This is a genomic window from Rheinheimera sp. (genome assembly GCF_965283995.1).
Taxonomy (GTDB): Bacteria; Pseudomonadota; Gammaproteobacteria; order Enterobacterales; family Alteromonadaceae; genus Pararheinheimera.
The window spans coordinates 1931878-1957699 of sequence record NZ_CBDIQG010000001.1 but is presented as its reverse complement, the minus strand read 5'-3'; the positions used below and the strand labels follow the sequence as shown (position 1 = coordinate 1957699).

The window sequence follows — 25822 nt, the reverse complement described above, 5'->3', positions numbered from 1 at the left end:
ACCTCGCAGTTTTCATTAAAATAATGTTAATAAATTCCACTGTAAAGACTTATTGCGATCAGGCCTGAAGCTGTTGGTGCTTCAGCGTTGTTTGATAAAGGTCATACCGCTGAACGTCAGCTGGCGGACCGCGCCATTTTCCACGGCAAAGGTTAATACGTCGCCGGAATTGGGCACTAATTCCAGCCGCAGCGTATCGGGCTCATCAAAGCCAGTGGCGACGGCATCCAGCGCGCCCCAGCGAAAGACCAGTTGCTGCTGTGGGTTCAGGCTGACGGTCATTTCACCCAGTTGCGGATGTAAATAGCGGCCGCGGTAGGCGTCACGTGGCAGGGTTAACAGCGTTTTACGCCCTTGTATTTTTTGCTGTTGTGCCTGTTTCATCTGTGGCAGTTGCGCCAGTTTTTCCTGCAGTTTGGTAAAACCAGCCTGAACCCGTGTTTTGGTGCCGCTGTCGCCGAGCAGCAGGCCGTAACAATAATCTGCAATCAGGTTATTCAGGTCGCGGCTTAGCAGGTCTTCGTTAAGCAAAATCACCAGGCCCATCTGCTGTTCTGGCAGGAACGACAGATGCGCGCTGTAGCCGGGAAATCCACCGAAGTGATGCAGCATAGCCTGGCCTTTATAGGGCCCGGTATACCAACCCCAGGCGTAGCCGTTGCGCTGAAAATCACCGTAGCTGCTGTCGGTACTGATTTGGGCTTGCTGGGATTTTGTGATCACCGCCGCGGGTAACGGGCTCTTGGCTGCCGGCATTTGCGCCAGCAGAAATGTGGCCAAATCGCCGGCCGTGGCGAACATACCGCCGGCTGCGTGCATCGTCGTATCGGTTTTTTGCAGGTACAGTGGCTCGGCGGTTTTCATCAGGGAATACGGCAGCGCCAGCGGCCACTGCGCGGCTTTGCTTTGGCGGGCGCTGCTGTGTTGCATCTTCAGCGGGTCGAAAATCAGCTGCTGCAACTGTTCCTGCCAGGCGACATCGCTGGTTTGATCCAGCCACAGGCCGGCGATGTTATAGCCGATATTACCGTAGCGAAATTCGCCAAGTTTGGCCTCAGGGTCTGGTACTGAAGCTGCCACCAGGTGAGTCATACTCTCCATGTTATAGATACCGCTGTATGCGCTGGCCCATACCAGCGGCTGATTATCGAGGCCGGATTGATGAGTCAGCAGCTGGCGCAGCGTGATGCGGCTGGCATCGACGTGCTGAAATTGCTGCTTGGGCCACATCTGCTGCAGGCTTTGCTCCAGATTGACTTTGCCTTGTTGCGCCAGCAGTAAAAAGGCCAGCGCAGTGAATGGCTTGGTGGCTGAAGCGATATAAAACGCCGTGTCGCTGCTGACGACCTGCCGCCGCTGAATATCGGCATAACCGCCGTGGTGCTGATAAATCAGTTTGCCGTTGTGCACCAGCGCGATGGCGCTGCCAAAGGGCAGACCGGCCTGTGTTTTGATACTGGCGATGGCTTGTTCCAGTTCGGCAAAATCCTGCGGTTGCAGTGTCTGCGCCGGCGTCATTGTGCTGACTCCGCTGGTGAGTAACAGCAGCAGGCCACGCGACAGTGCGCTAAAAGGTTTGGCTCGGGTGAAGCGGAATTTCATTTGTTTTCTCCTTGATCTGGCTGGCTGTTTTGGCCGGTATTGGCATCTAGTCGCGCCGCGCTATAGCGTTGATTAAATTGGTTAAACACCTGATTTTCTGTACTAAAAGGATGTAAGTGTGCGGTGTCTGCGAGGATTTGCCGGGAGCGCGCCAAATCATTTTGCGCCAGGCTTTGCTTCAGTTCGGTCAGGATCAGCTCGTAAGTCAGGCCACAAAACAGGCTCATATTCAGCAGCGCGCTGCGGCTTTTAAAGGCTTGGATCACGCGGCTGAGATCGGCGCTGAGCAGGCCAATGACAAAATTATTGCCGTCGGCCACCAGCTTAAAACTGACATCGGCGGTTTTGCCATACACCTCGCGGCCATTGGCGCGCAGCGTCAGGTGCACCCCTGGCAGTTCTGCCGGTTCGTAGATTTTCACCCGCACTTCGACACCACGGGCTGCTGCGGCGATTAATTCCGCAGCCAGTAAAGGCACTGCCGCCGGCTGCAGATCGGCCAGTAACAGGCCTTGCGCGTCGCGGCACAGCTGCCGGCTGTCATACAGTAACTGATCCGGATTTTTCAGCTGATACACACCTTCCTGCGCATCCGGTGCCGGTAAACTTTCCAGCTCTGTCGCCAACTCGCTGAGGGTCTGGCTGAACTTGCGCTGTTCATGGTCCAGCAACTGGCGCCAGGGCACGGCTGCATAGCGTTTTTGATCCTGCTGCAGCTGCAATACCGCGCCTTTCTGATGCAAGGATTCCAATGCTTTGTAGACGTTCGCCACCACTTTGCCGACTTGCTTGGCAACGGCATAACCGGTCATATCGCCATAGCGCAGCAGCGCCAGATAAATATCAGTTTCAAGGGCAGTAAAACCCAGCTGTTGTAACCGGACCGTGCTCATCGGGGCTTCCTGTAACGGGCTGCTTATTTAGTAGTATTAAAAACTACTACTAAAATTTTATGGACGCAACAGGTCAATTTGTAAGCAGGTTTGACCGGGGTGGGATAGCTTTGACTTTCGCAACACAATTGTTAACAACAGTTAATTGTCTGCTTGCCGCTGCAGCGAATTTTCCGCAAGATACGGTATCTGCTGAAAAAATTCTGGAATGGTGATGGCGAACCAATTACTCGACGCGGCTTTTATACAGGATGAGTGCCTCAGTGCACCCTTGCCGCAAGACTGGCAGCATTTACCCGAAGCAGCACTGGGCAAGCGACGCTGGTTCTGGCTGGGCCTGACGCTTGTGGTCCTGCTGGCTTTGGTGGCACTTATTGTGTTGTCTGAGGGGGAATTGGCGTTATACGCGATACTTGGTCTGGTGTTGTTATTCGGTTTCCTGCTGCAGCTCTGGTTGCCATTACAGCTGACCCGGACGCGGTTTCTGCTGCGCCGGCAGGATTTTTTGCTGGAGTCCGGTGTCTGGTGGCGCCAAGCGGTATTGATCCCGCTGACACGGGTGCAGCATGTCACTGTCAGTCAGGGGCCGCTGCAAAAGCAGTTTGGCCTGGCCACGCTCAAAGTGTTTACTGCCGGTGGTTTGCAGGCGGAAGCGGCACTGTCTGACATTGACTATGAGTTGGCGCAGTCGCTGTGCCAGCAGCTCAGCCAGCTGATCCCGCAGGAGGAGCGCGCGGATGCAGCCTGAATCCGTAGAGGAATCCAGCCCGTGGCAACGGGTTTCGGCCTGGGCGCTGGTGCCATTATTCTGCAAGTCGGCCTGGGAGTTTTTTGGTTTAATCGTCGGTGGTGCGTTTTTGTCTTCGCGCGACAAATACGCGGCTTATATGCCTTATGTGCTGGCTCTGTTGGCGTTGCTGGTATTGGGCCGCGCCATTATCGGCTGGCGGTTTAGCCGGTTTCGGGTCACCGCGCAGGGCATTGAACTGGAAAAAGGCCTGCTGCACAAAGAAAAGCTGCTACTGCCACAAGCGCGGGTGCAGGAGCTGCAGGTGCGGCAACCGTTTTATTTCCGGCCTTTGCGGCTCTATGCCGCCAGTATCGACAGTGCCGGCAGTCAGAAGCAGGAATTCGCCCTGACCGGTTTGTCTGAAAGTCAGCTGACGTTGTTGCAGGGCCAGACCAGCACCGCGCCGGCCAGCGGCTCCACGCCGTTTTACCGGATTTGGCTCGCGACTTTATACAATGCTTATTTATGGCTGCCGCTGGCGGCCGTGTTCGGTATGAGTCAGCAGTTTAAAGATGCACAGGGTCTTCAGTGGCTGCTAGAGACCAGCGAGGCGCTGCTGGCGCAATACGATATTCAGCACAACCTGTTGCTGCAGGTATTCAGCGGTCTGATGTTACTGGCCCTGGTTGCACTGGTGCTGGCATTGATGACCCTGATTTGGCTTTACCCGCAGCATCTGCTGCGTGATGCCCGCAAGTTGCAGCTGACGCAGGGTTCTGTGCTGAAAAAGTCGCTGCGGATCTCCAGTCCGCGCGTGCAGCTGGTGCTGGTGAATCAGCCCTGGCTGGCGCGGCTGCTGGGGCACTATTCGCTGATCTTTCATGGCTTTGCCAGCAATCAACAACAAAGTAAGTTTGCGGTGCTGGGGCAAACGGCGCCGGAACTGGACACGGAGCTGAAGGCACAGCAGTTATTGCCGCTGGCTGAAGTGCAGGGCGCGGATTTACAGAAGTTTGTGCCGGTGTATTTTCGCCGTCAGGCCTGGTGGTCCGGGCTGGGCTTGCTGGTCGTCACCGTACTGCTCTGGCAGTCCAATATCCCGCCGCTGTGGTTCAAAGCACTGGTGTCGCTCGCGCTAAGCAGCTGGTGGCTACTAGAACTCTGGCTGAATTACCGCTGGCATGGTTACCGGGTGCAAGGTGATGTGCTGTATCTGTGGCAAGGCGGTTTTGGCCGGCGCTGGTACATGTTGCCGCTGCGGCAAGTGCAGCAGGTCCGGCTGCAACAAACGCCGTTTTTTCAGCAACACCAGATGGTGCGCCTGCAGCTGCAAACCGCCAACGGCAATCTGACTTTGGCTGCTATTCCCAATACAGAAGCGCAGCAGCTGTACGCGCAGGTTTTGGCGCTGCAGTATCCGGAGTGAAGGAACCAGTTTGAAGGAACCTGAGTGCAGCAACAGAAAGCTGTTGCTGCTGGATTTTTTTCAGGCCCCTTCCTGGCGGCTCGATTTCAATTCATGGAGTGAAGCATGTTTTTTTATCGCAACAGATTGCCGCATCAGGCACAAATACTGACGCTGGGGATTTTTCTGACCGCAGCGGTGCTCATCAGTGTGTCGCAGCTGCATTTGGGGCTAGGTTTGTGGCTGATGTTTATTTTCGCCTCAGCCACTTACTGTACAGTGCAGTGTGCCAAACGTTTTTCGGGCTTGACCAATGGCAATAAGATTTTGCTCTCGCTGGTTGTCCTTGCCTTAGGGTGGAAGATTGTCCGCATGCAGGGCGCCATTGCTGTGCCCAGCGATCTGGCAACGGCAATGAACGCTGACCTTTATCTGTTGTGGAGCTATATCGCGCCAATCTTCAGCGCATTTTTATTGGTGATGATCATTCTGTCACCAGCATCGCAACTGACTGCGCTGCAGATCCGCGACCGACGAACACTGAATAAATTATGGTGGCAGCAAAGCGTCAGCAGAATGTCGAAAGTTTTGTTTTATACCACGATGTTATTGCTGGCTTTGATGGCGGTATCGACTGTTGTTGATCAGGTGTCGGACAACGCCTGGTCCGGTTATTTAGACGCAGATTTATCGATATTCCTGCCAGATCTGCTGTTGCACCTGCTCGGTTTGATGTTCTATGCCGAATTGCTCGCCGGCAACAGCTCAGCGCGAAAGGCCGTCTCTGGCGCTGCTTAGCGGCAAAGCCGGCCGCTGAATCAACTTACATCGCTTCATCGCAACATGGATGGCGGCGCTGTGCTGGCACGGCTGTTTGCGGCAAGCCCAGCGGCGCTATCCATTCGTTACCGAGCTAAATACTCGCTGCTGAATTAAAACTCCTGCACGGTCGGGCGCAGTACAATTTCGTTGATATCAACATTGTCCGGCTGTTCGATGGCATAGGCTACAGCGCGGGCGACAGCGTCGGCCGGGATTTGATTTTGCTGGTAAAACGCCTGGACAAACTCAGCGCTAGCGCCATGGCTGCTGCCGTGTTTCAGTTCGGATTCGACCGCGCCCGGCAGAATCGTCGTGGTGCGGATATGGCCACCGACTTCATGGCGTAAGCCTTCACTGATCGCCCGCACCGCAAACTTAGTGCCGCTGTACACAGTGCCGCCCGGGCTGAATACTTTGACGCCGGCCACCGACGAAATATTAATAAAATGGCCGCTGTGCTGTGCTTCAAATACTGGCAATGCAGCGGCGATGCCGTACAACACGCCTTTGATATTGATGTCGATCATCCGGTCCCATTCGTCGGTGCGGCGTTCGCTCATCGGCGCAATCGACATCAGCCCGGCGTTGTTGATGATGACATCCAACCGGCCGTAACTGTCGATTGCCAGCTTGACGGCAGCCTGCAGATCTTCCGCTTTGGTGACATCCACCACCTGATATACCGCGTCGCCGCCGGCGGCCTGAATATCGCTGACCAGCTGCGCCAGCCGGTCGGCACGGCGCGCCACGACCACCAGTTTAGCGCCACGGCTGGCTAACAGCCGGGCGGTACTTTCACCTAGACCACTGCTGGCACCGGTGATTAACACGACTTTCTGACTGATGCCTGGATGTTGCTGAGTATTCATCTGTTTTTGCTCCGCTATAAGTGGGTTCTGATTAACGACAACGGCAGTTTAATCGGCGTGAACTTGCGTTAGAATGGAATAGTTAAGCTTTCAGAATTCCATAAATCGGAATAATAATCATGGCGCTGAATAAGCTCGAATGGCTGCGGATCTTCTGCAGTGCGGCGGAACTGGGGAATTTTAAAGCCTGCGCGGTCAAGCTGGCGTTATCGCCGCAAGCCGTGACGCGGGCGGTGCAGCAGCTGGAACAACTGACCGGCGAAGTGCTGTTTCACCGCAATACCCGGCAGGTGCGACTGACGCAATTTGGCGAACAACTGTATCAGGATGGCCGGCTGCAGCTGGCACAGCTGGAGCAACTGTTCAGCCCGCGACTGGCGACGCAGGACGCGCAAGGCTTGGTGCGGCTGGCGGCACCTGCTGCACTGCGGCCGATTTTAACTCCGTTATTGCTCGAGTTTGCCGCACTGCATCCACAGATCCGGCTGGACGTACGTTTATCGGATCAGCACAGCGATGTAGTCGATGAACAAATTGATTTAGGCATCCGCGCCGGCTTGTTGCGGGATCAGAGTTTTGTTGCGCTGCAGGTGTCCGAAGTGGCGCTGTATCTGGTGGCAAGCCCGGCCTATCTGGCGGCTCATGGCACGCCTTCGGACCTTGCTGCGCTCAACAACCATCAACAAGTCAGTCTGCTCGATGCAGGGACCGGCCGGCCCTGGGCCTGGTTTTTCCGTGACGGCGAGATTTATCAGCCGCGACAGGTGCGTCTGCTGGTCAATGACGCCGAACAGGAACTGGCGGCAGTGATTGCTGGCCTCGGCATTGGGCAAATCGCAGATTTTCTGGCAAAACCGATGTTGACGCGTGGCGAGCTGGTGCGCCAGTTGCCTGAGCAAGAACCGACGCCCTGGCCTTTGTCGCTCTACCGGCCACAACGCGGCCCGGTGCCGGCGCGCGTGCGGCTGTTATTCGATTTTCTCCGTGACCAGTTGCGTAGTGGTTAATTGGTTATCCTTGCATGCCGCTTTGTTGAGCGCGCCGGTTTCATTGCGATTCAGCCTGTTTTGTCGCACACTATTTGGTGATGCGAAACGGGGTTCAAGATGAAACAATGGTTATTGTTGATGTTTGGTTGCGTTCCGTCAGCCTTTGCTGCTGTGGTTGAAGTGCCAGCGCAATTTCGCTTGTACAGCTACGACGCCAAGTACGTGAATGCTATCAATCAGCGTGTATCTCATACCATCACAACCGATACGAACCAATTGTTATTAGAGCAATTCTCCAGAGCTGTGACTGTGACTGAACTGCCGTTCGCCCGGATTGAGCTGGAAATGCAAGGCGCTGGCGTGCATTGCACCCTGGATCGGATAAAAACGCCCGAGCGGCAACAAAAGTATCTGTTTTCCTACCCGGTCAATTTCTACCTGGGGTACCGCCTGTATCAGCGGGCGGACCTGACGCCACTTGGACGGCCAGTACTGAATGAGCAGGGGGAGGTTGCCAGTCTGAATGCATTGTTTATCGATGACCCCCGCAGCCGGTTGCTGGTTTCAGCTCATTTTTCCCTTGGTCCTTATTTAGATGCTGAGATCGGTAAAGTCCCGGCGGGCAAAAAAATTGTGGTGACCACCTCCGATTACTACCAACAGTTTCTCGGCATGTTTTTGGCAAAACGCGCTGAATACGCGGTGCTGTTTCCGACGGCTATCCAAGAGCATTATCATGCTGACTTACCGATGCCGGTGCGAAGTTACACCATTGCCGGCTCGCCAGCGGTCGTTGCAGGTCATTTGATGTGTAACAAATCTGCGGAAAGTGAACGTTTTCTGCAGCAGGTCAATCTCGCATTATTGGAGCTCTATAAGGAACAGGCGTTCCTGCAGGCCCATCAACGCTATATGTTGCCTGAGGATGCGGCGCTCGTAGCCCGGCTGATCCGGGCGGGCCATGTTGACCAATATTGAAATTTGGTTAAGCCCTGCCTGTTCGTTGCTGTTTCGGAGGCTCTGTTACTCGGGGATGATCTCAATCTGCGGCGCATGCTGACGGATAAACTGTTCCACTTGCGGCAGTTCATTTAGTGGAAATAACCATAATTGGCCGCCGTTCCACGCCAGTTGTAAAAACGCTGGCCCCTTTTTGCTCTGTTTTCCAAGCACCAGCTTTTGTACAGTGGCAGGGAAGCTGAAGCCTGCGATGCAGATGTGCTTATCCTGAACGCTTAAATCAGTCAGCAGGCTACGGGCAGTCAGCTGCGGCAACACTCGCGCACGCAGGTAATTTCCTGCCGCAATCAGCAGGGCGCAGAGGTAAAAAGCAATCATCAGCGGTTGCTGGCGTTCCCATTGGCTAAAAATGAACGCAGCTGCCAGGAGCCCAACGAGCAAAGCAAACAGCCATTTGCCGCTGGCGCTCAGCGAGTGCCATCCGGCAGATATAGCGCTTAACCCTGGTTCAGTGGCCTCACCACGAAAATCTTTTTCTCTATAATTCAATATGTTCAATGTTAAACATCCATTTATGTAAACAGGATGTTTAACATACCGAAGACTGTGCAGCGCTGCAAGCCAAGCCTCGTCGCGGAAAAAACAAAGCAGGCTCAGGGCCTGCTTTGTTGTGGTCGTCTGTCAGATATGATGACGTCAGATTTTGGTCAGCCAGCCGTGTTTATCTTCGGCTTTGCCCCACTGGATATCGTTCAGTGCCTGACGCAGACGGGCTGTGGTTGGGCCTGGCTCACCGCTGCCGACTTTGTATTCAGTGCCACGGTGGATCAAGGTGCCAACCGGTGCCAATACTGCGGCAGTGCCTGACAGCGCTGCTTCAGTGCCTGGTTTGGCGGCACGTTCCAGCAGTTCGTCCACTGTCAGATCGCGCTCAGATACTGTCATGCCCAAATCGCGTGCCAGTGTCAGGATTGAATCACGCGTCACGCCGTGCAGGAATGACGCATCTAGCGCTTTGGTGATGATTTCATTGCCGTCGATCAACAGGAAGTTGGCCGCGCCGGTTTCCTGAACATCGCCATGCGGGCAGAACAACACCTGGTCAGCCTGATGTTTTGCTTTGGCTTGCATCGTTGGTTGCAGCGCGCTGGCATAGTTACCACCGCTTTTGATCATGCCCATGTGCGGCGCGCAGCGGGCATTGTCTTCTAACAGCAGGCGCAGCGCGCGGCTGCCACCAGCGAAATAGTCACCGACCGGTGATAACAATACATACAGCATTGACGTCAGCGTTGGCGTTGCAGCTTTGCCGATCGCAGGTTCGGTACCGATATGGGTTGGGCGGATATACATTGAACCTGGTGGCGTTGGTACGTCGGCAGCGAAGTGGCGCACAGCGTCCACAATCATCTGGCTCAGCAGCGCTGGTTCGAATTTAGGTAAAGATAATAACTCCGAGCTTTGCAGCATGCGGGCGACGTTTTTATCCATGCGGAAAATGGCGATAGTGCCATCTTCGTGGCGGAATGCTTTTAAGCCTTCAAAACAAGTACTTGCATAGTGCAGCACATGGGCGCCCGGATGCAGACTGATGCTGTTTGCCGGGACAATGGCCGACGGCCCCCAGGCATTTCCATCAAATTGGGCCATTGCCATTTCAGGCATAAATACACTACCGAATGCTGCCATTTGTTCTTTCCTGCTGATGACTGAGGGCCAGATTGACTGGCTGATTTAGCTTGAGTTATTGATTCACAGAGGGTTTCACACAACGCGTTTCGCACTAAGCTCGCAGATGGAACAACATCAGCTGGCAGGGCGACACACGGAAAAACGCCGTCGAAATCGTTGTACACTTTCGCCGCATTGTAACCAGCCTGCTCGAATTCGGCATCAACTATCTGCGAGTCTAAACATCCGGAAGTGTAAACAAAGGCTTATCGCACCGACTGGGCCAGCACCGCATCAACCCGCAGCATCAAACGGGCGGCTTCGGGATGTTGGCGCGATAACGCCAGATGCACCGGTAACTGCTCTAACGGGTCAAACACCAGCATCGGATTTGCCAGCGCCATCTCGCTGGCGTGATAACAGAGGAAATAATCGTAGCGGCCACTGAGTAATAACCGGAACGCATCAGGCTGATTGCTGATGTCGTAACGTTTCACGGCAAAAGCTGCCAGTTCTGGCCGTTGCTGCAGAAATGTAAAGCGGGTTTCGCTCAGCGCCAGATAAGGGTAGTGCTGCAACTGGTTCACAGATGTCATCCGCTTGGTCGCGCGCAGCCGTACGACCCCAAGTTCCACCGCATACACCGGCAACCGGCTCAGGTGAAACTGTTGGGTTTGCTGACCGGATGGTGCAACAACGGCAGTAAAATCAATGTCGTTTTCTAATGCGTTTAAGCCACGTTGCAGCGAATAAAACTGGAATTCCGGCTGAAAACCGGCGGCAGTTAACACTTTGCGAACCTGAATGATACCAAGTCCGTCCGCTTGCCTCTGCGGATTACTGAATTCATAGGGCGGCAGATCGGAATAAAAATAGGTCACTGGTTCAGCATGGCCGGGTCCGGCCAACAGCAGAACCAGGCTGGTTTGTAGCAATAACCACCGGATGCGGGATAACAACAGCAACATCAGTCGGACTCTGACAATCAAAAGGGTATGTAAATAACCTTAGACGATGGACGCGTCGGTGCGCTGTTTTTCACCACACTGTACTGATCCGGCTATGGCACGGCCGGCCAAGTATTCAGCGCTTTGAAAATAAGGCCAGCGAATAGTCCAGCAATTGCAGATCACCGACATTGCCATGGCCTGGCACTACGACAAGCGCTTGCGGATATTGGGCTTTAAGCCGTTGCAGGCTAACTGGCCAGGCGGCAACGTCAGCGTCGGCAATATTGCCAAGGCCCGGATACCGCGGAGCTTTCACAAAACAGCCGCCGTGTAACAGCTGATACTGTGGCAGCCACAGCACGATATTGTCGGCCGTATGGCCTGGCCCCGGATAAAACCATTGTACAGGGCCATCCTGATAAACCCCGCCCGGTGCTAAATCAGTCACCACCTGCAGTGGTGCGATCTGCTGTTCTGCGGCAATAGCGCCGGTTTGTGTTGTGACCTGTAGCGGAATGCCCCGTTCCGCCAGTGCAACAACCCCACCGGTGCGATCATCATGGGCATGGGTTGCAATGGCTTTGCGTACCGGCTTTTTCAGCACCACATCAATCCAGTGCAATAAATCGCGGGTTGGATAAAAACCCCAGGCGGTATCCAGTAACCAAATGCCGTCTGGCGTCTCGAGGATCAGGCCATTGGCGGTGAACACGGCACCGTTGCTGAGCTTTTGTTCTGTCCGGTGCAGCCATAACCCTGCGGCCAGTTGCTGTACCTGCAGTTGCGGCGACAGCCGTCGGACCGGATAGGCCGATGGCAGCTGCAGCGTCGGTGCGGCATGTGCCAGAGCCGAGCTGATCAGCAGCCATGTGGTAAATAGCAAAGTGCGTGTTTTCATCAATGGTGCCCCGATTAGATCGTCTTTGGTCTCAATCATTTGATTATGCAGACTTTAGTCAATTTCTGTCACCGCCATCGTTAGCTGTGTTCCTGTTTATGCGAATTTTATCAGATTTTTATCACTATAAAAGGTACAGGCCCAGCTAGATTGTCGGGGCCTGAACTGATCTCAGGTTTCTTTTTTCAAGGAGATTGAATATGGAACAACAATCATTGGTTTGGTCGTTACCGGTACAAAACGTCAATGCCAGCCGCAGTACTATTCAGGGTTTGCAGGACTATAAAAACCGCTTCTGGGCTATTGGTCTCAATGGGGACACCTTACAGCCGGACGGCTTTCTGAAGTTCTTTAGTGACCGCAGCCTGCCTTTTGCATATTTTGTGCGTAGTCAGGGCTTGTCTATTGGCACTGAGTCTGCTTATGACAGCAATATCAGTACCTTACAGGCATACATCCAACAACAGATCAATGCAGAAGCCGATTTGGTGAACGCGATCATTGGTCAGCTGAAGGACTATCAGGCGCGCAACTGGGCGATTGGTTTAAATGGCGATACGCTGCAGCCGGATGGTTTCGTCAGCTTCTTTGGTCAACGTCAGCTGCCATTTGATTTTTATGTCCGCAGCCAGGGCGTTGCCTTAGGTGAACCGAGCGCCTACAACCACAACATCCTGACGTTGCAGCAATATCTGCAACAACTGCGCTAAGCGCACCGACACAGGGGGGGGGCTGCAGCAGGCAGTGCTGCTGCAGGATTTGCAGCCGGGTTTGTCGTCCCGGCTTTTATTTTCAGGCAGAAAAACGAACGATGTTTTGATGCAGTTGCTGGTGTTGCAGAGCCAGCCGCAGTAAAAAGGTCTTTTTCGTGGCGTCGCAGCAGCAACAGGCCCTGCTTAATGCACAAAAGGCCCTGCCCGTTAGCTGGGCTCTTTACCATTTACAGACTCAAGCCATGCCGGTACAGCTTGGCAGCAACCTGCAACATCGCTTGTTGCCAGGCCTGGGATTTAGTCTCATCTGGGGCCAGCCAGTATTGCCCGTCGCCGTTGAGTAACAGGGCAAAACCTGTTTCAGTCGCTTTGTTGTAATACATCATGCTGCTGGCGCCAACAAACAAACCATTGTGACCGACATAGTCCCCGCTGCGCTGCCAGAACCAGCCCGGAAAATCCTGACCTGGCGTAAAAGGTTGGTCCCAGCCCAGCATCTGTTGACGGCGGGCTTTGCTCAGACCTGGTAATGCCTGTGCCGGTGTTTCGCTGGCGATGGCAGCCAGATAAGTGGCCAGATCCCGCGCCGAACTGTGCAGCATACCGGCGTAATAATCGGAGGAGGCATAACGCGGCAGCGGCATCAGCGCACCTTCCGCTGTCGGCAGGTACAACGTGGCGGCGTTGCGAAAATCCTGCTGTGGCCAAAAGGTATTGTGCAATTGCAACGGCGCCAGGATTTCGCGCGCTGACCACTGGGCAAAAGGCTCTGCCGTCAGTTGTTCCAGCGCCACACTGGCCAGTTCAGCGCCGACGTTACTGTAGTTTTCGACTCCGGCGGCAGCAAAGTTTGCACTGTGATACCAGGCGCCGCCAGGTTGCAGATAACCGGCCAGGAAACGTTGATGCGAAGGTTCCGGCGTGCCGCACTGGTTTGTGTCCCGCAATTCCGTGCCGCGCAATTGGTCGAGCAACGAAGTCCCGTCCTCAGTGCTGTAGATGGCGCAATACAAAGTACCGTCCTGATCGATGATGCCGGATTGATGCTGCGCCAGCTGCAGCCAGCTTGGATTGAAGCTCTGACCATCCGGCCGTTGCAGTAAAAACGGCAAAGCTGGTAACGGGTTGTCGACGGCGATATTCAGTTTAGCGATGGCAGTGCCCAGCAAGGTTTTACTGATCGACGCCACCAGCGTTGGAGTGTCGGCGGTCATGGCGGTGTTGCTTGCAACATCGGCCAGACCGTCAGCAAAGGTGGCAACCACTTTGCCGTGACGCACGACGGCTGCAGCCAAACCTGGTTGGTTAAATTGCTGGCGGAACTGTCGCATCGTAGTTTGCACGTCGCTCGCCGACGGCGCTTGCGCCGCCGGTGCCTGCAACAATTGCAAGGCACGGTCTAAGGCACTGACACTTTGCAACGCCGCGTCGAGGCTCAGGTATGGATAAGTTGCAACATCGGGCAATACGCCCTGGACTTCCAGCAATTGCCCGGCCGGATCCTGATAGCGCTCATTACTCAGTGTCAGGGTCCAGTCATTGGGCAATTGATGCGTCAGTGCGTCGGATAACGAACCGTGTGTTGGCTCGCCGACAATAGTGGCTTGTGGCAGACTTTGCAGTGCCAGCGTCAGCACTTCGCCGGCACTGACGGTGGAGCCGCCGGCCAGCACCTGTAATGGTTTCAGATAGGGTGTAGTCGAGGCTGCCAGTTTGAGCTGGTGCTGGCTGCCGCTACGCAGGCCCTTGCTGCCGATGACTCTGGCTTCGGCGTTAAACTGGCTGGCGATCTGCAGCGCGACGGCATCAAAACCGCCCTGATTAAACCGCAGGTCGAGTACCAGGCCTTTGGTTTGTGCCAGCCATGGCTGCAGTTCCTGCATTGCCGCCGCCGCTGTGTTGATATCGTCTTTGGCAAATTGCAGCCAGACGCTCGGCGCCGTCGACGTCGGGTCCTGCTGGCTCAGGCCCGACAGTTGATTCAACCGCAGATAACCGATCTCACCCGGTAGCATGCCATATTGCAGGGCGGCACTGGCCTTGGTCTGCTGTAAGCCCGGCGTCAGGAGCAGGGCATCAGTCTGCTGTTGCAGCAACTGATGATACAACTCCAGCTGACTGAACAGGCTGTCGCTGTCGCCGGCTGCACCATCGGCTTCGACCTGCGCGAACAGGCCACGCCGGGCATAACCTTGTATCGCCGGCTGGTCCGGACTGCTCAGTACCAGATGTGCATCGCCGAACCTGGCAATAATTTCCTGATAATACTGTTGCTGCTGTTCCGCACTGGCATTGGCAAATTTCGGCTGGTAGTCGCGATACAACTGTTCCCAGTTGAGCTGGCGTTCTGTCGTGAAGGCGTAATATTGCTGAATGTCCTGCCAGAAAAATTCGAAGTTTTTTGCGCTGTCCTGCTCGCCGCCTTGCTCATTGTTGAGTGGTTGCAGGCAACTGGCCGGCAATTGCTGCAGGCGCTGGAACCGGCCAAACAATCCCGGGTCCTGCGCCAGACTGAGATCATTACCATCCGCGCTTAATTGCAGTTGGGGTTTCAGCGCCTGCGCTTCAGCAGCCGGATGTTCGGCCTGGCGCACACAACCAAATTTGTTCAGATTAAAGATCTGCAGCCGGTTTTGTTCCAGCTGCCAGACGATGCCATAACCGGTTTTTTGCCAGATGCCGTGCACCGTGGGTTTGTCGGCCTGCAGCACTTTGGTTTTTTCGTGGTCATTACAGCCGCTGAGTAAAGCCAGCGCGCAGCAGCCGGTCAGAATAGGTTTGATGTACAAGCGTTTCATCCGCAGTCCTCCTGAAAAAGTGCAGGCAGTGTAGCGACTGGCCTGCGTACAGACTGTCGGAGCTTTGCTGCGGATCTGTCAGCGTTTGTAAGCGATTTGAAAACTCTGCAAGAGGTCTTATCAGTAGAAAAAGTCCGGCCGGACTGTCGAAAGCTCAAAAGCAGCAACGACCAGTACTGAATGTTGGCGCAACACACGGCGCGACACACTTCCATACACACCTAGGAGCACCCTGATGCACAGTATTGAACCGACCCTGAGTCATTTACAACACGACATTGACCAATGGCTGCAAGCAATAAAACGCAGCGATTTGGCAGCGATCCGCAGTCATTATGCGGAAGATGTACGGGCTTTTGATGCGATCAAACAGCTGCAGTTTAAGCAGGCTGACTATTTTGCACACTGGCAACAATGCCTGGAGTTTTGCCAGAATCATGTTGCTTTTGACTTGCAGGATATTCAGATCCGTCACAGTGCTGACCTTGCCATCATGCATGCGTTGTTATACTGCGCCGGGAGCAATGACAAAGGCGAAGTGCAGGGCTGCTGGATGCGCGTGACGCAGGGCTGGCAGCAACACCAGGGCCAATGGCGGATTTTCCACGACCATTTTTCTGCACCATTTGATATGGTAACTGGGGCCGCGTTGTTTGATCTGCAGCCTGACGCCGCCTGAGGAACATAGCGATGAAATATTTATGTCTGGTCTACAGCGACGAAAAACTGCTGCACTCACTGCCGGAAAGCCCAAAGGACCCTGAGTGTTTTGCTTATGCCGCTGCGGTACAGCAAAGTGGCCGCATGCTGGCGGCTGAGGCGCTGCAGCCAGTGGCCAGTGCCACCACAGTGCGGGTGCGCGCCGGTAAAACCTTGTTAACCGATGGCCCTTTTGCCGAAACCAAAGAACAGCTGGCGGGTTTTTATCTGGTCGAAGCGCGGGATTTAAACGAGGCAATCATGCTTGCTGCGGGTATTCCGGCGGCGCGGGTTGGCTCAGTGGAAGTGCGACCGGTGCGTGAGCTGGATGTCTGAAGTGGCAGCGGTCGCCACAGGTGTGAGCTAATGACTACCGCAGTAACGCCGGCAGCCATTGCTGCATTGTATCAGCAGCATTCGCGCCGGGTGCTGGCGACTTTAATCCGCTTACTCGGCGATTTCAGTCTGGCCGAAGACGGCTTACAGGAAGCATTCGCTGCTGCGTTGCAGCAATGGCCAGAGCATGGACTGCCGGACAATCCGCTGAGTTGGTTAGTATCAGCCGGGCGCTTTAAAACCATCGATAAACTGCGCAGCCAACAACGTCAACATGCGACGGCAGCAGCCTGGTTACTCGAGCAAGGCGAAGACGCTGGCCTGGTGAATGAAACTGAGCGGCCGGACGACTCGGCGCTGCTGCAAGATGATGAGCTGCGGCTGATTTTTATCTGTTGCCACCCGGCGTTATCGCCGGAGGCGCGCCTGGCGCTGACGCTGCGCGAAGTCTGTGGCCTCACCACCGAACAAATAGCCCGCGCTTTTTTGCAAAGCCCGGTCACAATTGCGCAGCGCATCGTGCGGGCCAAACAAAAGATCCGCGACGCCGCTATTCCTTATGAAGTACCGCAAGCCGCCCAGTTGCCGCAGCGGCTCGATACGGTTTTAAAAGTCATTTATCTGCTGTTTAACGAAGGTTATAGCCAAAGCAGCGGTGACAAACTGCTGTGTGCGGAACTATCGGCGCAGGCCATCCGGCTGGCCCGGCTGTTACAACAGCTGTTGCCGGATGACGGCGAAATCAAAGCGCTGCTGGCGTTATTGCTGCTGCAGGAAAGCCGGCGTACAGCGCGGCTGGATGCTGGGGGCGATCTGGTTTTATTGGCGGAGCAAAACCGGGCGCTGTGGGATCAGCAACTGATCGCTGAAGGCGTACAACTGACGGAGCAGGCGCTGTCCGGGTCTCGCTTTGGTCCTTATGCGCTGCAGGCAGCCATTGCGGCACTGCACGCCGAAAGCCCGGCCGCTGCGAAGACTGACTGGGCGCAAATCGTCGCACTGTATGATGTGTTACTGCGGCTGGAACCTGGCCCGGTAGTCGCATTAAACCGTGCAGTCGCCATTGGCCAACGCGACGGCGCGGCGGTGGCATTGCCGTTGTTACTGGCGCTGGAACAACAAGGTGTGCTGAGTAGTTATCATCTGCTGGATGCCGCCTTGGCCGACTGCTACCGACAGCTGCAGCACGGCGCGCAGGCCCGACAGTATTATCAGCAGGCGCTTGGCAAAACCAATCAGGCCGCAGAACAACGCTTTCTGCAAAAAATGCTGAAAATGTGTATTTAACGTAAATTAATCGCTTCATCCTGCAGACTCCCGCTGTTATCCTATGGTCCGGAATTAAAATGGGAATGGAGTTATCCTGATGAAGTTAAAGCATTTATTATCTTTTTTTTGCCCTGCTGTTTTTCTGTTTTCCGCCAGTGTGGTACAGGCTGCTGCGCCAGTCACCGCAACGCCTTTCCAGCCACTGATGCTCCATTCTAAGGATTGTTTTTCCGGGCCGGTCAGCAGTTATGATGGTTTCGTCAGTATGTTAAAGCGCATGTATCCAAACAACCCGAATATCGGTGCGATGCTGCATAAGTCGATACCACGTGCCATGTTTGAGCTATTTCAACAACAGCTGCACTGCGAACAGTTTGTTTATGATGTTGATGGTGTGAAAGCAGTCGGATATCTGATCCTGCCAAAGGCGGCGCCTGCCAAATCTCTGCCTGTGCTGGTGTATAACCGCGGTGGTAATGGCAAAACTGGTTCGTTGGTTTTTATGAATGTCATGAGTCAGTTGATGTCGCTGGCAGCACAAGGTTATGTCGTGTTCGCCAGCAACTACCGGGGTGAGCATAACCAGTTGAATTTACCGCCGGAACAAATCGGTAAAGACGAATTTGGCGGCGCCGATGTGGCCGATGTATTGGCATTTAAAACGCTACTGACAAAAGTGCCGGCGGCGAATCCTGAACATGTGGCGATGATGGGGCACAGCCGTGGTGGCATGCAAACCTGGCTGGCGGCCAAACAATGGCCAGAGCTGGACGCGCTGGTCATTATCGCCGGGGTGACGGATTCAGAGGCCTTGTTGCAATTCCGCCCTGAGATGGAAAATGTATTCAAGGCGCGGATTCCGGATTACGCCAGCAATAAAACCGCAGCTTTACAGCAACGCTCCGTCAGTTTTTTCCTGCCACAAATCCGTGCGGATTTACCGGTGATGATCGTGCACGGCGATCAAGACAAGCAGGTTGATGTCAGCAATGCGCATAAGATTGCACAGCTGCTCAGCGCACGTAAACAACCGCACGAGCTGGTGATAGTGCCAGGCGGCGACCACAGTTTGCAAAAGCAAATGCCGGAATTGCGTGAGCAGATGGACCAGTTTATCCGTCAGCAGCTGCGCTAAACCATGGCCTTGCCGACCCGACAGATTTTCGAAGCTTTTGCAGCGGCTTAGCCTTAAGATGGTTTTTCACAACGATACAACAACAGAACGGAGTTGATGATGCGCAAAGCGGGAACAGGCAGGGTCGGGATTGTATGCAGTGTGCTGCTGAGCCTCAGCGCCTGTAGTCAGACACCGGCAGCTGTTGCAGCAAAACCAGTTACGGCAGCGCGGCCTGCAATAGCAACGGCAACGCCCGCTGCTGCCGCTGCATTCGCTATTCAGCCTGGGGCACAGCTGCCATGGCAGACGCTGCGCACTATCGACGGCAATGAAGTTACAGTTGCGCCGGGTAAACGGCAGCTGCTGCTGTTTTTTGCCACCTGGTGCCATGACTCGCAGCGCGCGATGACCCAGCTGATGGCGTCGGATCTGGTGCGTCAACAAGACCTGCAAATCATCGGCATTGGCCGCGAAGAGCAACTCCCGGCACTGCAGAAATTTCGCAGCGAATATAAGCTGAACTTTGCGTTGGTGGCCGACCCGGACCGGGCGCTGTACCACAAAGTCGCCAGCAAAGGCATTCCGCAATTGGTAACGGTGGCGGCGGACGGCACCATCCAGCAGGTGCTACTCGGCGAAGTGCCGGATGCGATCGCGCAGCTGCACTGGTAAAGGCAGATCTAGCCTTACCAGTTAATCGCTCAGCATCCAGTCCGCTGCAGTGCGGGCATGGATGGCGGTGGTGTCAAATAAGGGCACTGCCGCATCTTCAGGCTTCACTAACAAGCCAATCTCAGTGCAGCCCAGAATCACCCCTTCGGCGCCGGCTGCGACTAAATCCGCAATGATGCGCTGATAGGCAAGACGGGAATTCGCGTTGATCTGGCCGAGACAAAGTTCTTCGTAAATCACCTGATGTACTAGTTCACGGTCGGCCTGCTCCGGGATTAATACGTCGATACCTTGCTCCGCCAGACGTGCTTTGTAAAAGTCCTGTTCCATCGTAAAGCGCGTGCCTAATAAACCGATACGCCGCAGGCCCTGCTGGCGGATTTGTTGCGCGGTAGCATCGGCGATATGTAAAAACGGCAAAGGTGTCGCTGCAGTGATCGCCGATGCAACTTTGTGCATAGTATTGGTACATAGCACCAGACCCTCAGCACCGGCGCAATGCAAAGCCTGTGCGGCTTCGGCCAGCAATCGCCCGGCCTGTGGCCAGTCGCCACTGCGTTGCAATGCTTCAATTTGTTGAAAGTCAACGCTGTACATTATTACTCTGGCGCTATGTAAACCGCCGAGTCGCTGGTTCACCTGTTGATTAATCAGCCGGTAATACGGCACTGTCGATTCCCAGCTCATGCCGCCAATCAATCCGAGCGTTTTCATCTGCACACCTTTATTGAGTTGAATTGCCATTATTGGTATCACAGCAGATCTAACTTGTCACAGCGCCCCTTGTAACAAGGAGTGTGCGCCTTACGTTATACTGCCGCTTTTTGGACAGAAGGTAGATTTGCCATGGCGCTGACAGAGCTCATCATCGAAGACCTGATCCCAGGTTCCGGCAACACAGTGAAAAAAGGTGGCGCGCTGATCAAAGCACATTATCGCGGTTATCTGGCAGACGGCACTGAGTTTGATTCGTCGTACCGGCATGGCGCGCCGTTTGAAACGGTACTGAGTAAAAATCGGGTGATCCAGGGCTGGGTGCAAGGGCTAATTGGCATGCAGGTTGGTGGCACCCGTAAATTACAGGTGCCTGCCGCGCTGGCCTACGGCGAGCGGCAAATCGGGACTATGATCCCGCCCAATTCCGACCTGACTTTTGTGATCGAACTGCTCGAAGCGTTGAACCGGGACGACTAAACCGGCTGCGCCATGATTACCGTTGTGGGTCCGTTTCGGCGGTGGTCGCGGTAGCTGCAGCTGAAGCGTCGGTGGGCGCTGCCGGCGCTGCAGTTTCAGTGTTCGACTCGTCACCACGATAACAATAATACACCTGAGTGCCGGCAATATGGTCATGCAGACAACGCCGGTCTTTGCGGAAAATCAGCAGTGGGTCCAGCAATCCGGTCAGCCACTGGCCAATCACCGGGACAAAAGACAATAAGATCACCGGCAGATAGCGCCACAACACAATATGCTGCAGGCTGGCTTTTTCTCCGTTTAGCATCTCAATCCGCATGCCAAACTCAGCTTTGCCAATGGTCTGGCCATATTTGTGCAGTAAATAACCGTGCAACGCCAGATAAACCAGGATCGCGTTGGCCGAGTTGGCGAGCAGCAGTGCCGGTGTCGGATTCTGAAAGGCTTCTAATCCCATGTACCAAAAAAACGGTGCCGAGGCCAATACCTGTAACACCAAGTCAATCAACGATCCCAACAAGCGATCTTTACGACTGGCTGGCTGACCGGCTAGTCGCGCATTCGCTGGCGCATCGACCGATGACACTGCAGCAGCGGACGGCTGCGCAGTCTCTGCAACTTCCTGCTGTTGGTCTAAAGGCATAGTGGTTTCTTCCTTGCTCACATCACAACTCCCGATCCTGCGTTTGCGCTGAATGTATCGGGCTTTGCACAGCCTGACAATCATTTCCTGTTACAGCGCGGCAGATGCAGTGTTTTGCGGTATACGGCATACTAAGCCTCTGATTCCAAGGACATTCAACATGACTGATCTAACGCAGGGCTCGGTATCCCGACATTTAATCAATATGGCCACGCCGATGATGATCGGCATGCTGGTGCAGGGCCTGTATTTATTTGTCGATATGTATTTTGTTGCCAGCATCGGTCCTGCCGCCGTCGCTGCAGTCGGGGCCGGTTCAGCGCTGATGTTTCTGGTATTGGCACTGACGCAGATGCTCAGTGTCGGCACTGTCAGTCTGATTGCGCGCGCTACCGGCGCTGGCGACCATGTGTATGCGAATCAGGTATTCCGTCAGTCGATGTTGCTGGCCGGATCATTGACCGCGCTGACCTTGTTGGCAGGTGTTTTATTACAGGATTTTTACCTACAGACGGTTAGTACGGATCCGGCGGTGCGTCAGGCTGGCGCTGAGTTTTTACAATGGTATCTACCCGGGTTGGCACTGGCATTTGTGTCGACTGCAATCGGTTCTGCGCTGCGGGCTGTCGGGGTGGTGAAACCGGCGATGGTGATCCAGTTGTTGACGGTGTTGTTGAATTTAATTCTGGCGCCGGTGCTGATTTCTGGCTGGGGCACAGGCTGGGCGTTGGGCGTGGCCGGCGCAGGACTGGCCAGCACGCTGGCGTCGGCGGCAGGGCTGGTGATGTTGTGGCAATATTTCCGCCGCTGTCAGCATCAGGTACTGGATACCAGTGCCGGCTGGTCGCTGCAATTGCCGGTGTGGCGCCGCTTGCTCGCCATCGGTTTGCCGGCTGGTGGCGAGTATGCACTGATGTTTTTATTCACCGCTTTTGTTTATTGGGTGATCCGTGATCTGGGCACTGATGTGCAGGCGGCTTTTGGTATTGGCATGCGGATCATTCAGGCGGTGTCGTTGCCGGTGGTGGCTCTATCCTTTGCCATACCGGCCATCGCCGGGCAAAACCTCGGTGCCGGTTTGTTGCTGCGGGTGCACCAGACGATGCGCGCGGCACTGATGCTTAGTGTCGGTCTGATGTTATTGATCTTTTTGTTCAGTCAGCTGGAAGCAGAAAGCCTGATGCGCTGGTTCACCCAGGATGCCGCAGTGGTGTTGGCCGGTGTCGTCTTTATCAAAATTATCTCGTGGAATTATCTGACCTCAGCAGTCGTACTGACTTGCTCAGGTATGTTTCAGGCGCTCGGCAATACCTGGCCGTCGTTGCTGAGTTCAGCGGTGCGGCTAGTGTTGTTTGTCGGACCAGTGCTGTGGCTGAGTCAACAGCCTGCGTTTACGCCAACGCAGGTTTGGTGGTGTTCAGCGCTCAGTGTACTGGTGCAGGGCCTGCTTAGTTTCAGCTTGTTGCAATGGCAGTTGAAGAAGATGCATCAGGCTGCCGTTTGATGTCTGCTGATTTCGCCTGACAGGTTCAGGAAACAATCAGATTACCGGCCGAGACTCGTGGTGTGTCGATTGCTGTTTTACAATCGACGCACTTCGATGAGCACAGGCAGAGATTTGATGGCGCCGGAACAATGGCTTAGTTTTACCGCAGTGGCGCTGGTTGCCACATTGACACCAGGCCCTGCGGTGCTGTTTACCATGCAAAATGCGCTGACGTCCGGCAGCAAACCCGCCTTTGCCGGCGCGCTTGGTAATGCCTGCGGTCTGCTGCTGGTATCGTTGCTGGCATTTGGCGGGGTGAGTCTGCTGTTGTTGCAGTCTGCGCTGGCATTTAGCGTGTTAAAAATCTGTGGTGCTGCTTATCTGCTCTATCTGGCCTGGTTGCAATGGCAACAGGCCAAAGCAACAACATTAGCGCCGGCGCAACTGGCGCAACGACCTGCCAATGCCGGCTGGTTTGGCCGTGGTGTTGGTGTGGCACTGACCAATCCAAAAGCCTGGTTATTTATCAGTGCATTGTTTCCGCAATTTATTGATGTGACTGAACCCGCCGCGCCGCAGTTTGCCGCTTTGTCGCTGATTTTTGTCAGTTGTTCGGTGCTGGCGCATTCGTTGTGGCTCAGTCTGGTGCGCTGGGGAGTCGGCACCACACCTAAACCCCAGGTGCGGCGTCAGCTCGGTCAGGCCCAGGCGTTGTTGTTGGCACTGGTAGGGCTGAGTCTGTGCTGGACCCCGTTGCCGTCTTAAGGAATCACGCTTGTTTGTTTAGCCTTGGCCTCCGCACGGTATCCTGAAATGTTGCGGAGGCTTTTTTATGCGCTGCCATCCATGGCGCTTACCTGCTAGGAATGCTGATGGCTGCCATCCCAATCTGCGGCCGGCGGTGTGTGACAAAAAACGCTGATGCGTTGCAGGTACAAATTAATCAGTGGGGCCAGATCCAGCGACCTGCTGCAGTCCTGAAGCTGGCATATCTGCAAGTTCAGGTCCTGCAACTGCAATTGTGCATCGGCAAAATCCTGACCGAAATAGGCATCCAGTGCCTGCTGTAGTAATTGGCACTGACTGCGCTGTGTGGGCGTCAGATCCGCCGGTAGTGGCAGATAAATCCGGATCGGGATCTGTTTGCCTTTCACCCGGACGTTATCAACCAGCAGATAATCAAACTCCGGCGCCTCTGTCTTGGTAAATTCACTGACCAGCAACGGCACGCCATAATATTTGGTCAGCCCTTCCAGGCGGGACCCCAGATTGACCGCGTCGCCGATCACGGTGTAACTGCGGCGAAAATCGGAACCCATATCGCCGACATTCATTTCACCACTATTTATACCGATGCCAATCCGCGCAACAGGTTGACCTGCGGCCTGAAAACTAAGGTTCAGCGCTTCCAGTGCCTGTAACATGGCAAAAGCTGCGGCCAGCGCTTTGCTGGCATGCGCAGGCTCCGCCAGTGGCGCACCCCAAAATGCCATCACCATATCACCGACATATTTATCTATCGTACCGTCGTGCTGCTGGATGGCGCGGGTCAGCGCGGTGAAATATTGATTCAGCCAGAGTTTTAGTTGCTGTGCTGACATTTGCTCCGAGATCGTGGTAAAGCCGCGAATGTCACAAAACAGCACTGATAATTGTTTTTTCTCCCCGGCCAGACTGACAGACCCTGGATCGGCAAGCAGGCGCTGAATATGTGCCGGTGGCAGATACTGATCAAACACCGCATTGATTTGTTTGCGTCGTCTGGTTTCACTGACAAAGCCGTAACTGATGAAATAGACCGACAGCGAGCTGATTAACAGCAATGGTGACAACAGAGGCAGGTCCAGCATCTGTGTGCGCCACAGCCACAGGTTCAGACTGATCGTCAGCAGGAGCAAGGACAGCGTGGTGGCCGCGCTGCCAAGTGGGCCTAGTCTTGGAAACAACCAAAGGCATAACAGGCCGGCCAGCAGTAACTGCAGCAATGTGGCGCCGGCCCACCAGTCCGGGCGGTAAGGCAAGGTTTGTGGCGCCATCAGACCGTCAAATACGGTGGCGTGGATCTCAACGCCGGGAAAGTTCAGCGCGGTCGGGGTCGCCTGCAGATCAGCCAGACCAGTCGCCGAAGTGCCGACAAACACCACCGCCTGGTCAAAGCGCTGGTCGTTGATCCGACCTGCCAGTACATCGGCAGCAGAAGTGTAGGGATAATGCCGGGCACCGCCACGGTACGGGATCAGGATCCGGCCTTGTTGGTCGGTACGGACCAGATTGCTGCCGATTTGTACGCCTTGTAAATATGCCTCACCGTTGTGCTGCAGCCAGCGTGGCTGTACCTGATCCAGTAAGCTGTATACCCGAAATGCTTCCAGTGCTAATGATGGATATAGCTGTTGATCCAACTGATGGAGCAGGGCCACCCGGCGGACAAAACCGTCGGCGTCTTCCTCGGCATTGATAAAACCCTGGCCCCGTATCGCAGTGGCCAAAGTTGCGATCGGTGCTGCGAAACCGCTGAACGGTTCAAACGGGGTGGTGCCGGCAGGACGGTGCTGTGCGATGCTGTTTGCTGCCTGACTGATCTGACCGGTGCGAAGGCTGCCATGGCGATGCAGTAGGTTGGCCAGCACGACTTCGGTGGCATGCAAGGCGGTAGCAAAACGCGCATCGGGGTCGAGCTGGCTGGCATGTTGCAGTAGATCCTGGTGTTGTGCATCGGACAAAGTGGCTTGCCGGGGCCAACTTTGCAGTGCGTGCAGCGCCGCATTGGCTTGTGGCTCTGAAAACAGCACGTCATACACCACCAGAACAGCGCCGGCTTTGGCCAGTTTCTCGGTCAGTTTGACAAAATGTTGGCGATCCCACGGCATCCGGCCGATTTCGTGCAGGCTGGCTTCGTCGAGATCAACAATCTGAATGTTACTGACACTGCGCGGCCAGGGCGGCAGATATTGTACTTTGGCATCGTACAGCAGACCCTCCAGCCGTTGCAGGCTGTGCTCTAGACCTGGTGGTGCTGACCATTGCAACAGTAACACCGCGGCAAAGATCAGCAGTGGAATAGATTGTCTGGCCAGCCAGCTTGTGAGTCTGCGTTTCGTCATTG

At 54.9% G+C, this 25822-nt stretch carries 25 protein-coding genes; 14 read left to right on the top strand and 11 right to left on the bottom strand.

The window, feature by feature from the left end:
• Positions 1 to 81 precede the first annotated feature (81 nt).
• Both ACQ66Q_RS09000 and ACQ66Q_RS08995 read right to left on the bottom strand, forming a co-directional pair.
• Positions 82 to 1602 carry a serine hydrolase domain-containing protein gene (locus ACQ66Q_RS09000; protein ID WP_430456480.1) on the bottom strand — a complete coding sequence of 507 codons (1521 nt, stop codon included), beginning with the start codon at positions 1600 to 1602 and terminating at the stop codon, positions 82 to 84.
• Complete coding sequence (locus ACQ66Q_RS08995) at positions 1599 to 2495, bottom strand: TrmB family transcriptional regulator (protein ID WP_430456479.1); 897 nt, start codon at positions 2493 to 2495, stop codon at positions 1599 to 1601. The genes ACQ66Q_RS09000 and ACQ66Q_RS08995 overlap by 4 nt, the downstream gene beginning before the upstream one ends.
• Before the next feature lie 214 nt (positions 2496 to 2709).
• Here ACQ66Q_RS08995 and ACQ66Q_RS08990 point away from each other — a divergent pair, with 214 nt between their 5' ends.
• The 3 genes from ACQ66Q_RS08990 to ACQ66Q_RS08980 all read left to right on the top strand — a co-directional run bounded on the left by ACQ66Q_RS08990 (position 2710) and on the right by ACQ66Q_RS08980 (position 5428).
• Positions 2710 to 3243 carry a PH domain-containing protein gene (locus ACQ66Q_RS08990; RefSeq protein WP_430456478.1) on the top strand — a complete coding sequence of 178 codons (534 nt, stop codon included), beginning with the start codon at positions 2710 to 2712 and terminating at the stop codon, positions 3241 to 3243.
• Positions 3233 to 4651, top strand: coding sequence for a PH domain-containing protein (locus tag ACQ66Q_RS08985; RefSeq protein WP_430456477.1), 1419 nt, complete (start codon positions 3233 to 3235; stop codon positions 4649 to 4651). The genes ACQ66Q_RS08990 and ACQ66Q_RS08985 overlap by 11 nt, the downstream gene beginning before the upstream one ends.
• 105 nt (positions 4652 to 4756) lie before the next feature.
• Complete coding sequence (locus ACQ66Q_RS08980) at positions 4757 to 5428, top strand: hypothetical protein (RefSeq protein ID WP_430456476.1); 672 nt, start codon at positions 4757 to 4759, stop codon at positions 5426 to 5428.
• A gap of 134 nt (positions 5429 to 5562) precedes the next feature.
• Here the strand turns inward: ACQ66Q_RS08980 and ACQ66Q_RS08975 are convergent, their stop codons facing one another.
• Positions 5563 to 6321: an SDR family oxidoreductase gene (locus ACQ66Q_RS08975; RefSeq protein WP_430456475.1), complete on the bottom strand. Its 759-nt coding sequence runs from the start codon at positions 6319 to 6321 to the stop codon at positions 5563 to 5565.
• Positions 6322 to 6440: 119 nt separating this feature from the next.
• Between ACQ66Q_RS08975 and ACQ66Q_RS08970 the strand changes: the two genes are divergently transcribed.
• Positions 6441 to 7328, top strand: coding sequence for a LysR family transcriptional regulator (locus tag ACQ66Q_RS08970; protein ID WP_430456474.1), 888 nt, complete (start codon positions 6441 to 6443; stop codon positions 7326 to 7328).
• A gap of 99 nt (positions 7329 to 7427) precedes the next feature.
• The gene (locus ACQ66Q_RS08965) at positions 7428 to 8288 is read left to right on the top strand and encodes a hypothetical protein (protein ID WP_430456473.1); all 861 of its coding nucleotides are present in this window, start codon (positions 7428 to 7430) and stop codon (positions 8286 to 8288) included.
• A 45-nt stretch (positions 8289 to 8333) separates the two neighbouring features.
• On the opposite strand, the gene ACQ66Q_RS08960 is transcribed toward ACQ66Q_RS08965, so the two are convergent.
• From ACQ66Q_RS08960 to bla, 4 genes are all read right to left on the bottom strand, one after another.
• The gene (locus tag ACQ66Q_RS08960) at positions 8334 to 8648 is read right to left on the bottom strand and encodes a hypothetical protein (protein WP_430456472.1); all 315 of its coding nucleotides are present in this window, start codon (positions 8646 to 8648) and stop codon (positions 8334 to 8336) included.
• A 318-nt stretch (positions 8649 to 8966) separates the two neighbouring features.
• Positions 8967 to 9959 carry a branched-chain amino acid aminotransferase gene (locus tag ACQ66Q_RS08955; protein WP_430456471.1) on the bottom strand — a complete coding sequence of 331 codons (993 nt, stop codon included), beginning with the start codon at positions 9957 to 9959 and terminating at the stop codon, positions 8967 to 8969.
• Positions 9960 to 10207: 248 nt separating this feature from the next.
• On the bottom strand, positions 10208 to 10909 hold the full coding sequence (locus ACQ66Q_RS08950) for a substrate-binding periplasmic protein (protein WP_430456470.1): 702 nt from the start codon (positions 10907 to 10909) through the stop codon (positions 10208 to 10210).
• A 115-nt stretch (positions 10910 to 11024) separates the two neighbouring features.
• Positions 11025 to 11789, bottom strand: a complete 765-nt coding sequence (gene bla / locus ACQ66Q_RS08945; protein WP_430456469.1) for a subclass B1 metallo-beta-lactamase — start codon at positions 11787 to 11789, stop codon at positions 11025 to 11027.
• Positions 11790 to 11989: 200 nt separating this feature from the next.
• Between bla and ACQ66Q_RS08940 the strand changes: the two genes are divergently transcribed.
• Positions 11990 to 12499, top strand: coding sequence for a hypothetical protein (locus tag ACQ66Q_RS08940; protein WP_430456468.1), 510 nt, complete (start codon positions 11990 to 11992; stop codon positions 12497 to 12499).
• 230 nt (positions 12500 to 12729) lie between these two features.
• On the opposite strand, the gene ACQ66Q_RS08935 is transcribed toward ACQ66Q_RS08940, so the two are convergent.
• Positions 12730 to 15300, bottom strand: a complete 2571-nt coding sequence (locus ACQ66Q_RS08935) for a serine hydrolase (RefSeq protein WP_430456467.1) — start codon at positions 15298 to 15300, stop codon at positions 12730 to 12732.
• A gap of 235 nt (positions 15301 to 15535) precedes the next feature.
• Between ACQ66Q_RS08935 and ACQ66Q_RS08930 the strand changes: the two genes are divergently transcribed.
• From ACQ66Q_RS08930 to ACQ66Q_RS08910, 5 genes are all read left to right on the top strand, one after another.
• Positions 15536 to 15979, top strand: coding sequence for a YybH family protein (locus ACQ66Q_RS08930; RefSeq protein ID WP_430456466.1), 444 nt, complete (start codon positions 15536 to 15538; stop codon positions 15977 to 15979).
• An 11-nt stretch (positions 15980 to 15990) separates the two neighbouring features.
• On the top strand, positions 15991 to 16335 hold the full coding sequence (locus ACQ66Q_RS08925; RefSeq protein WP_430456465.1) for a YciI family protein: 345 nt from the start codon (positions 15991 to 15993) through the stop codon (positions 16333 to 16335).
• A gap of 30 nt (positions 16336 to 16365) precedes the next feature.
• Entirely contained in the window at positions 16366 to 17622 is a 1257-nt protein-coding gene (locus ACQ66Q_RS08920) for an RNA polymerase sigma factor (RefSeq protein WP_430456464.1), read from the top strand.
• 79 nt (positions 17623 to 17701) lie between these two features.
• On the top strand, positions 17702 to 18739 hold the full coding sequence (locus tag ACQ66Q_RS08915) for an alpha/beta hydrolase family protein (protein WP_430456463.1): 1038 nt from the start codon (positions 17702 to 17704) through the stop codon (positions 18737 to 18739).
• Between the two features lie 96 nt (positions 18740 to 18835).
• Positions 18836 to 19393, top strand: coding sequence for a TlpA family protein disulfide reductase (locus ACQ66Q_RS08910; protein ID WP_430456462.1), 558 nt, complete (start codon positions 18836 to 18838; stop codon positions 19391 to 19393).
• Positions 19394 to 19414: 21 nt separating this feature from the next.
• On the opposite strand, the gene ACQ66Q_RS08905 is transcribed toward ACQ66Q_RS08910, so the two are convergent.
• A complete protein-coding gene (locus tag ACQ66Q_RS08905; RefSeq protein WP_430456461.1) occupies positions 19415 to 20107 on the bottom strand; it encodes an aspartate/glutamate racemase family protein in 693 nt (230 codons plus the stop codon).
• A gap of 132 nt (positions 20108 to 20239) precedes the next feature.
• On the opposite strand from ACQ66Q_RS08905, the gene ACQ66Q_RS08900 reads away from it, so the two are divergent.
• Positions 20240 to 20587, top strand: coding sequence for an FKBP-type peptidyl-prolyl cis-trans isomerase (locus tag ACQ66Q_RS08900; RefSeq protein WP_430456460.1), 348 nt, complete (start codon positions 20240 to 20242; stop codon positions 20585 to 20587).
• 16 nt (positions 20588 to 20603) lie between these two features.
• Here the strand turns inward: ACQ66Q_RS08900 and ACQ66Q_RS08895 are convergent, their stop codons facing one another.
• Positions 20604 to 21251, bottom strand: a complete 648-nt coding sequence (locus tag ACQ66Q_RS08895) for an RDD family protein (protein WP_430456459.1) — start codon at positions 21249 to 21251, stop codon at positions 20604 to 20606.
• Between the two features lie 139 nt (positions 21252 to 21390).
• Between ACQ66Q_RS08895 and ACQ66Q_RS08890 the strand changes: the two genes are divergently transcribed.
• Together ACQ66Q_RS08890 and ACQ66Q_RS08885 are read left to right on the top strand one after the other, a co-directional pair.
• The gene (locus ACQ66Q_RS08890; RefSeq protein ID WP_430456458.1) at positions 21391 to 22734 is read left to right on the top strand and encodes an MATE family efflux transporter; all 1344 of its coding nucleotides are present in this window, start codon (positions 21391 to 21393) and stop codon (positions 22732 to 22734) included.
• 96 nt (positions 22735 to 22830) lie between these two features.
• The gene (locus ACQ66Q_RS08885) at positions 22831 to 23481 is read left to right on the top strand and encodes a LysE family translocator (RefSeq protein WP_430456457.1); all 651 of its coding nucleotides are present in this window, start codon (positions 22831 to 22833) and stop codon (positions 23479 to 23481) included.
• A gap of 95 nt (positions 23482 to 23576) precedes the next feature.
• Here the strand turns inward: ACQ66Q_RS08885 and ACQ66Q_RS08880 are convergent, their stop codons facing one another.
• Positions 23577 to 25820: a CHASE2 domain-containing protein gene (locus tag ACQ66Q_RS08880; RefSeq protein WP_430456456.1), complete on the bottom strand. Its 2244-nt coding sequence runs from the start codon at positions 25818 to 25820 to the stop codon at positions 23577 to 23579.
• Between the last annotated feature and the right edge of the window lie 2 nt (positions 25821 to 25822).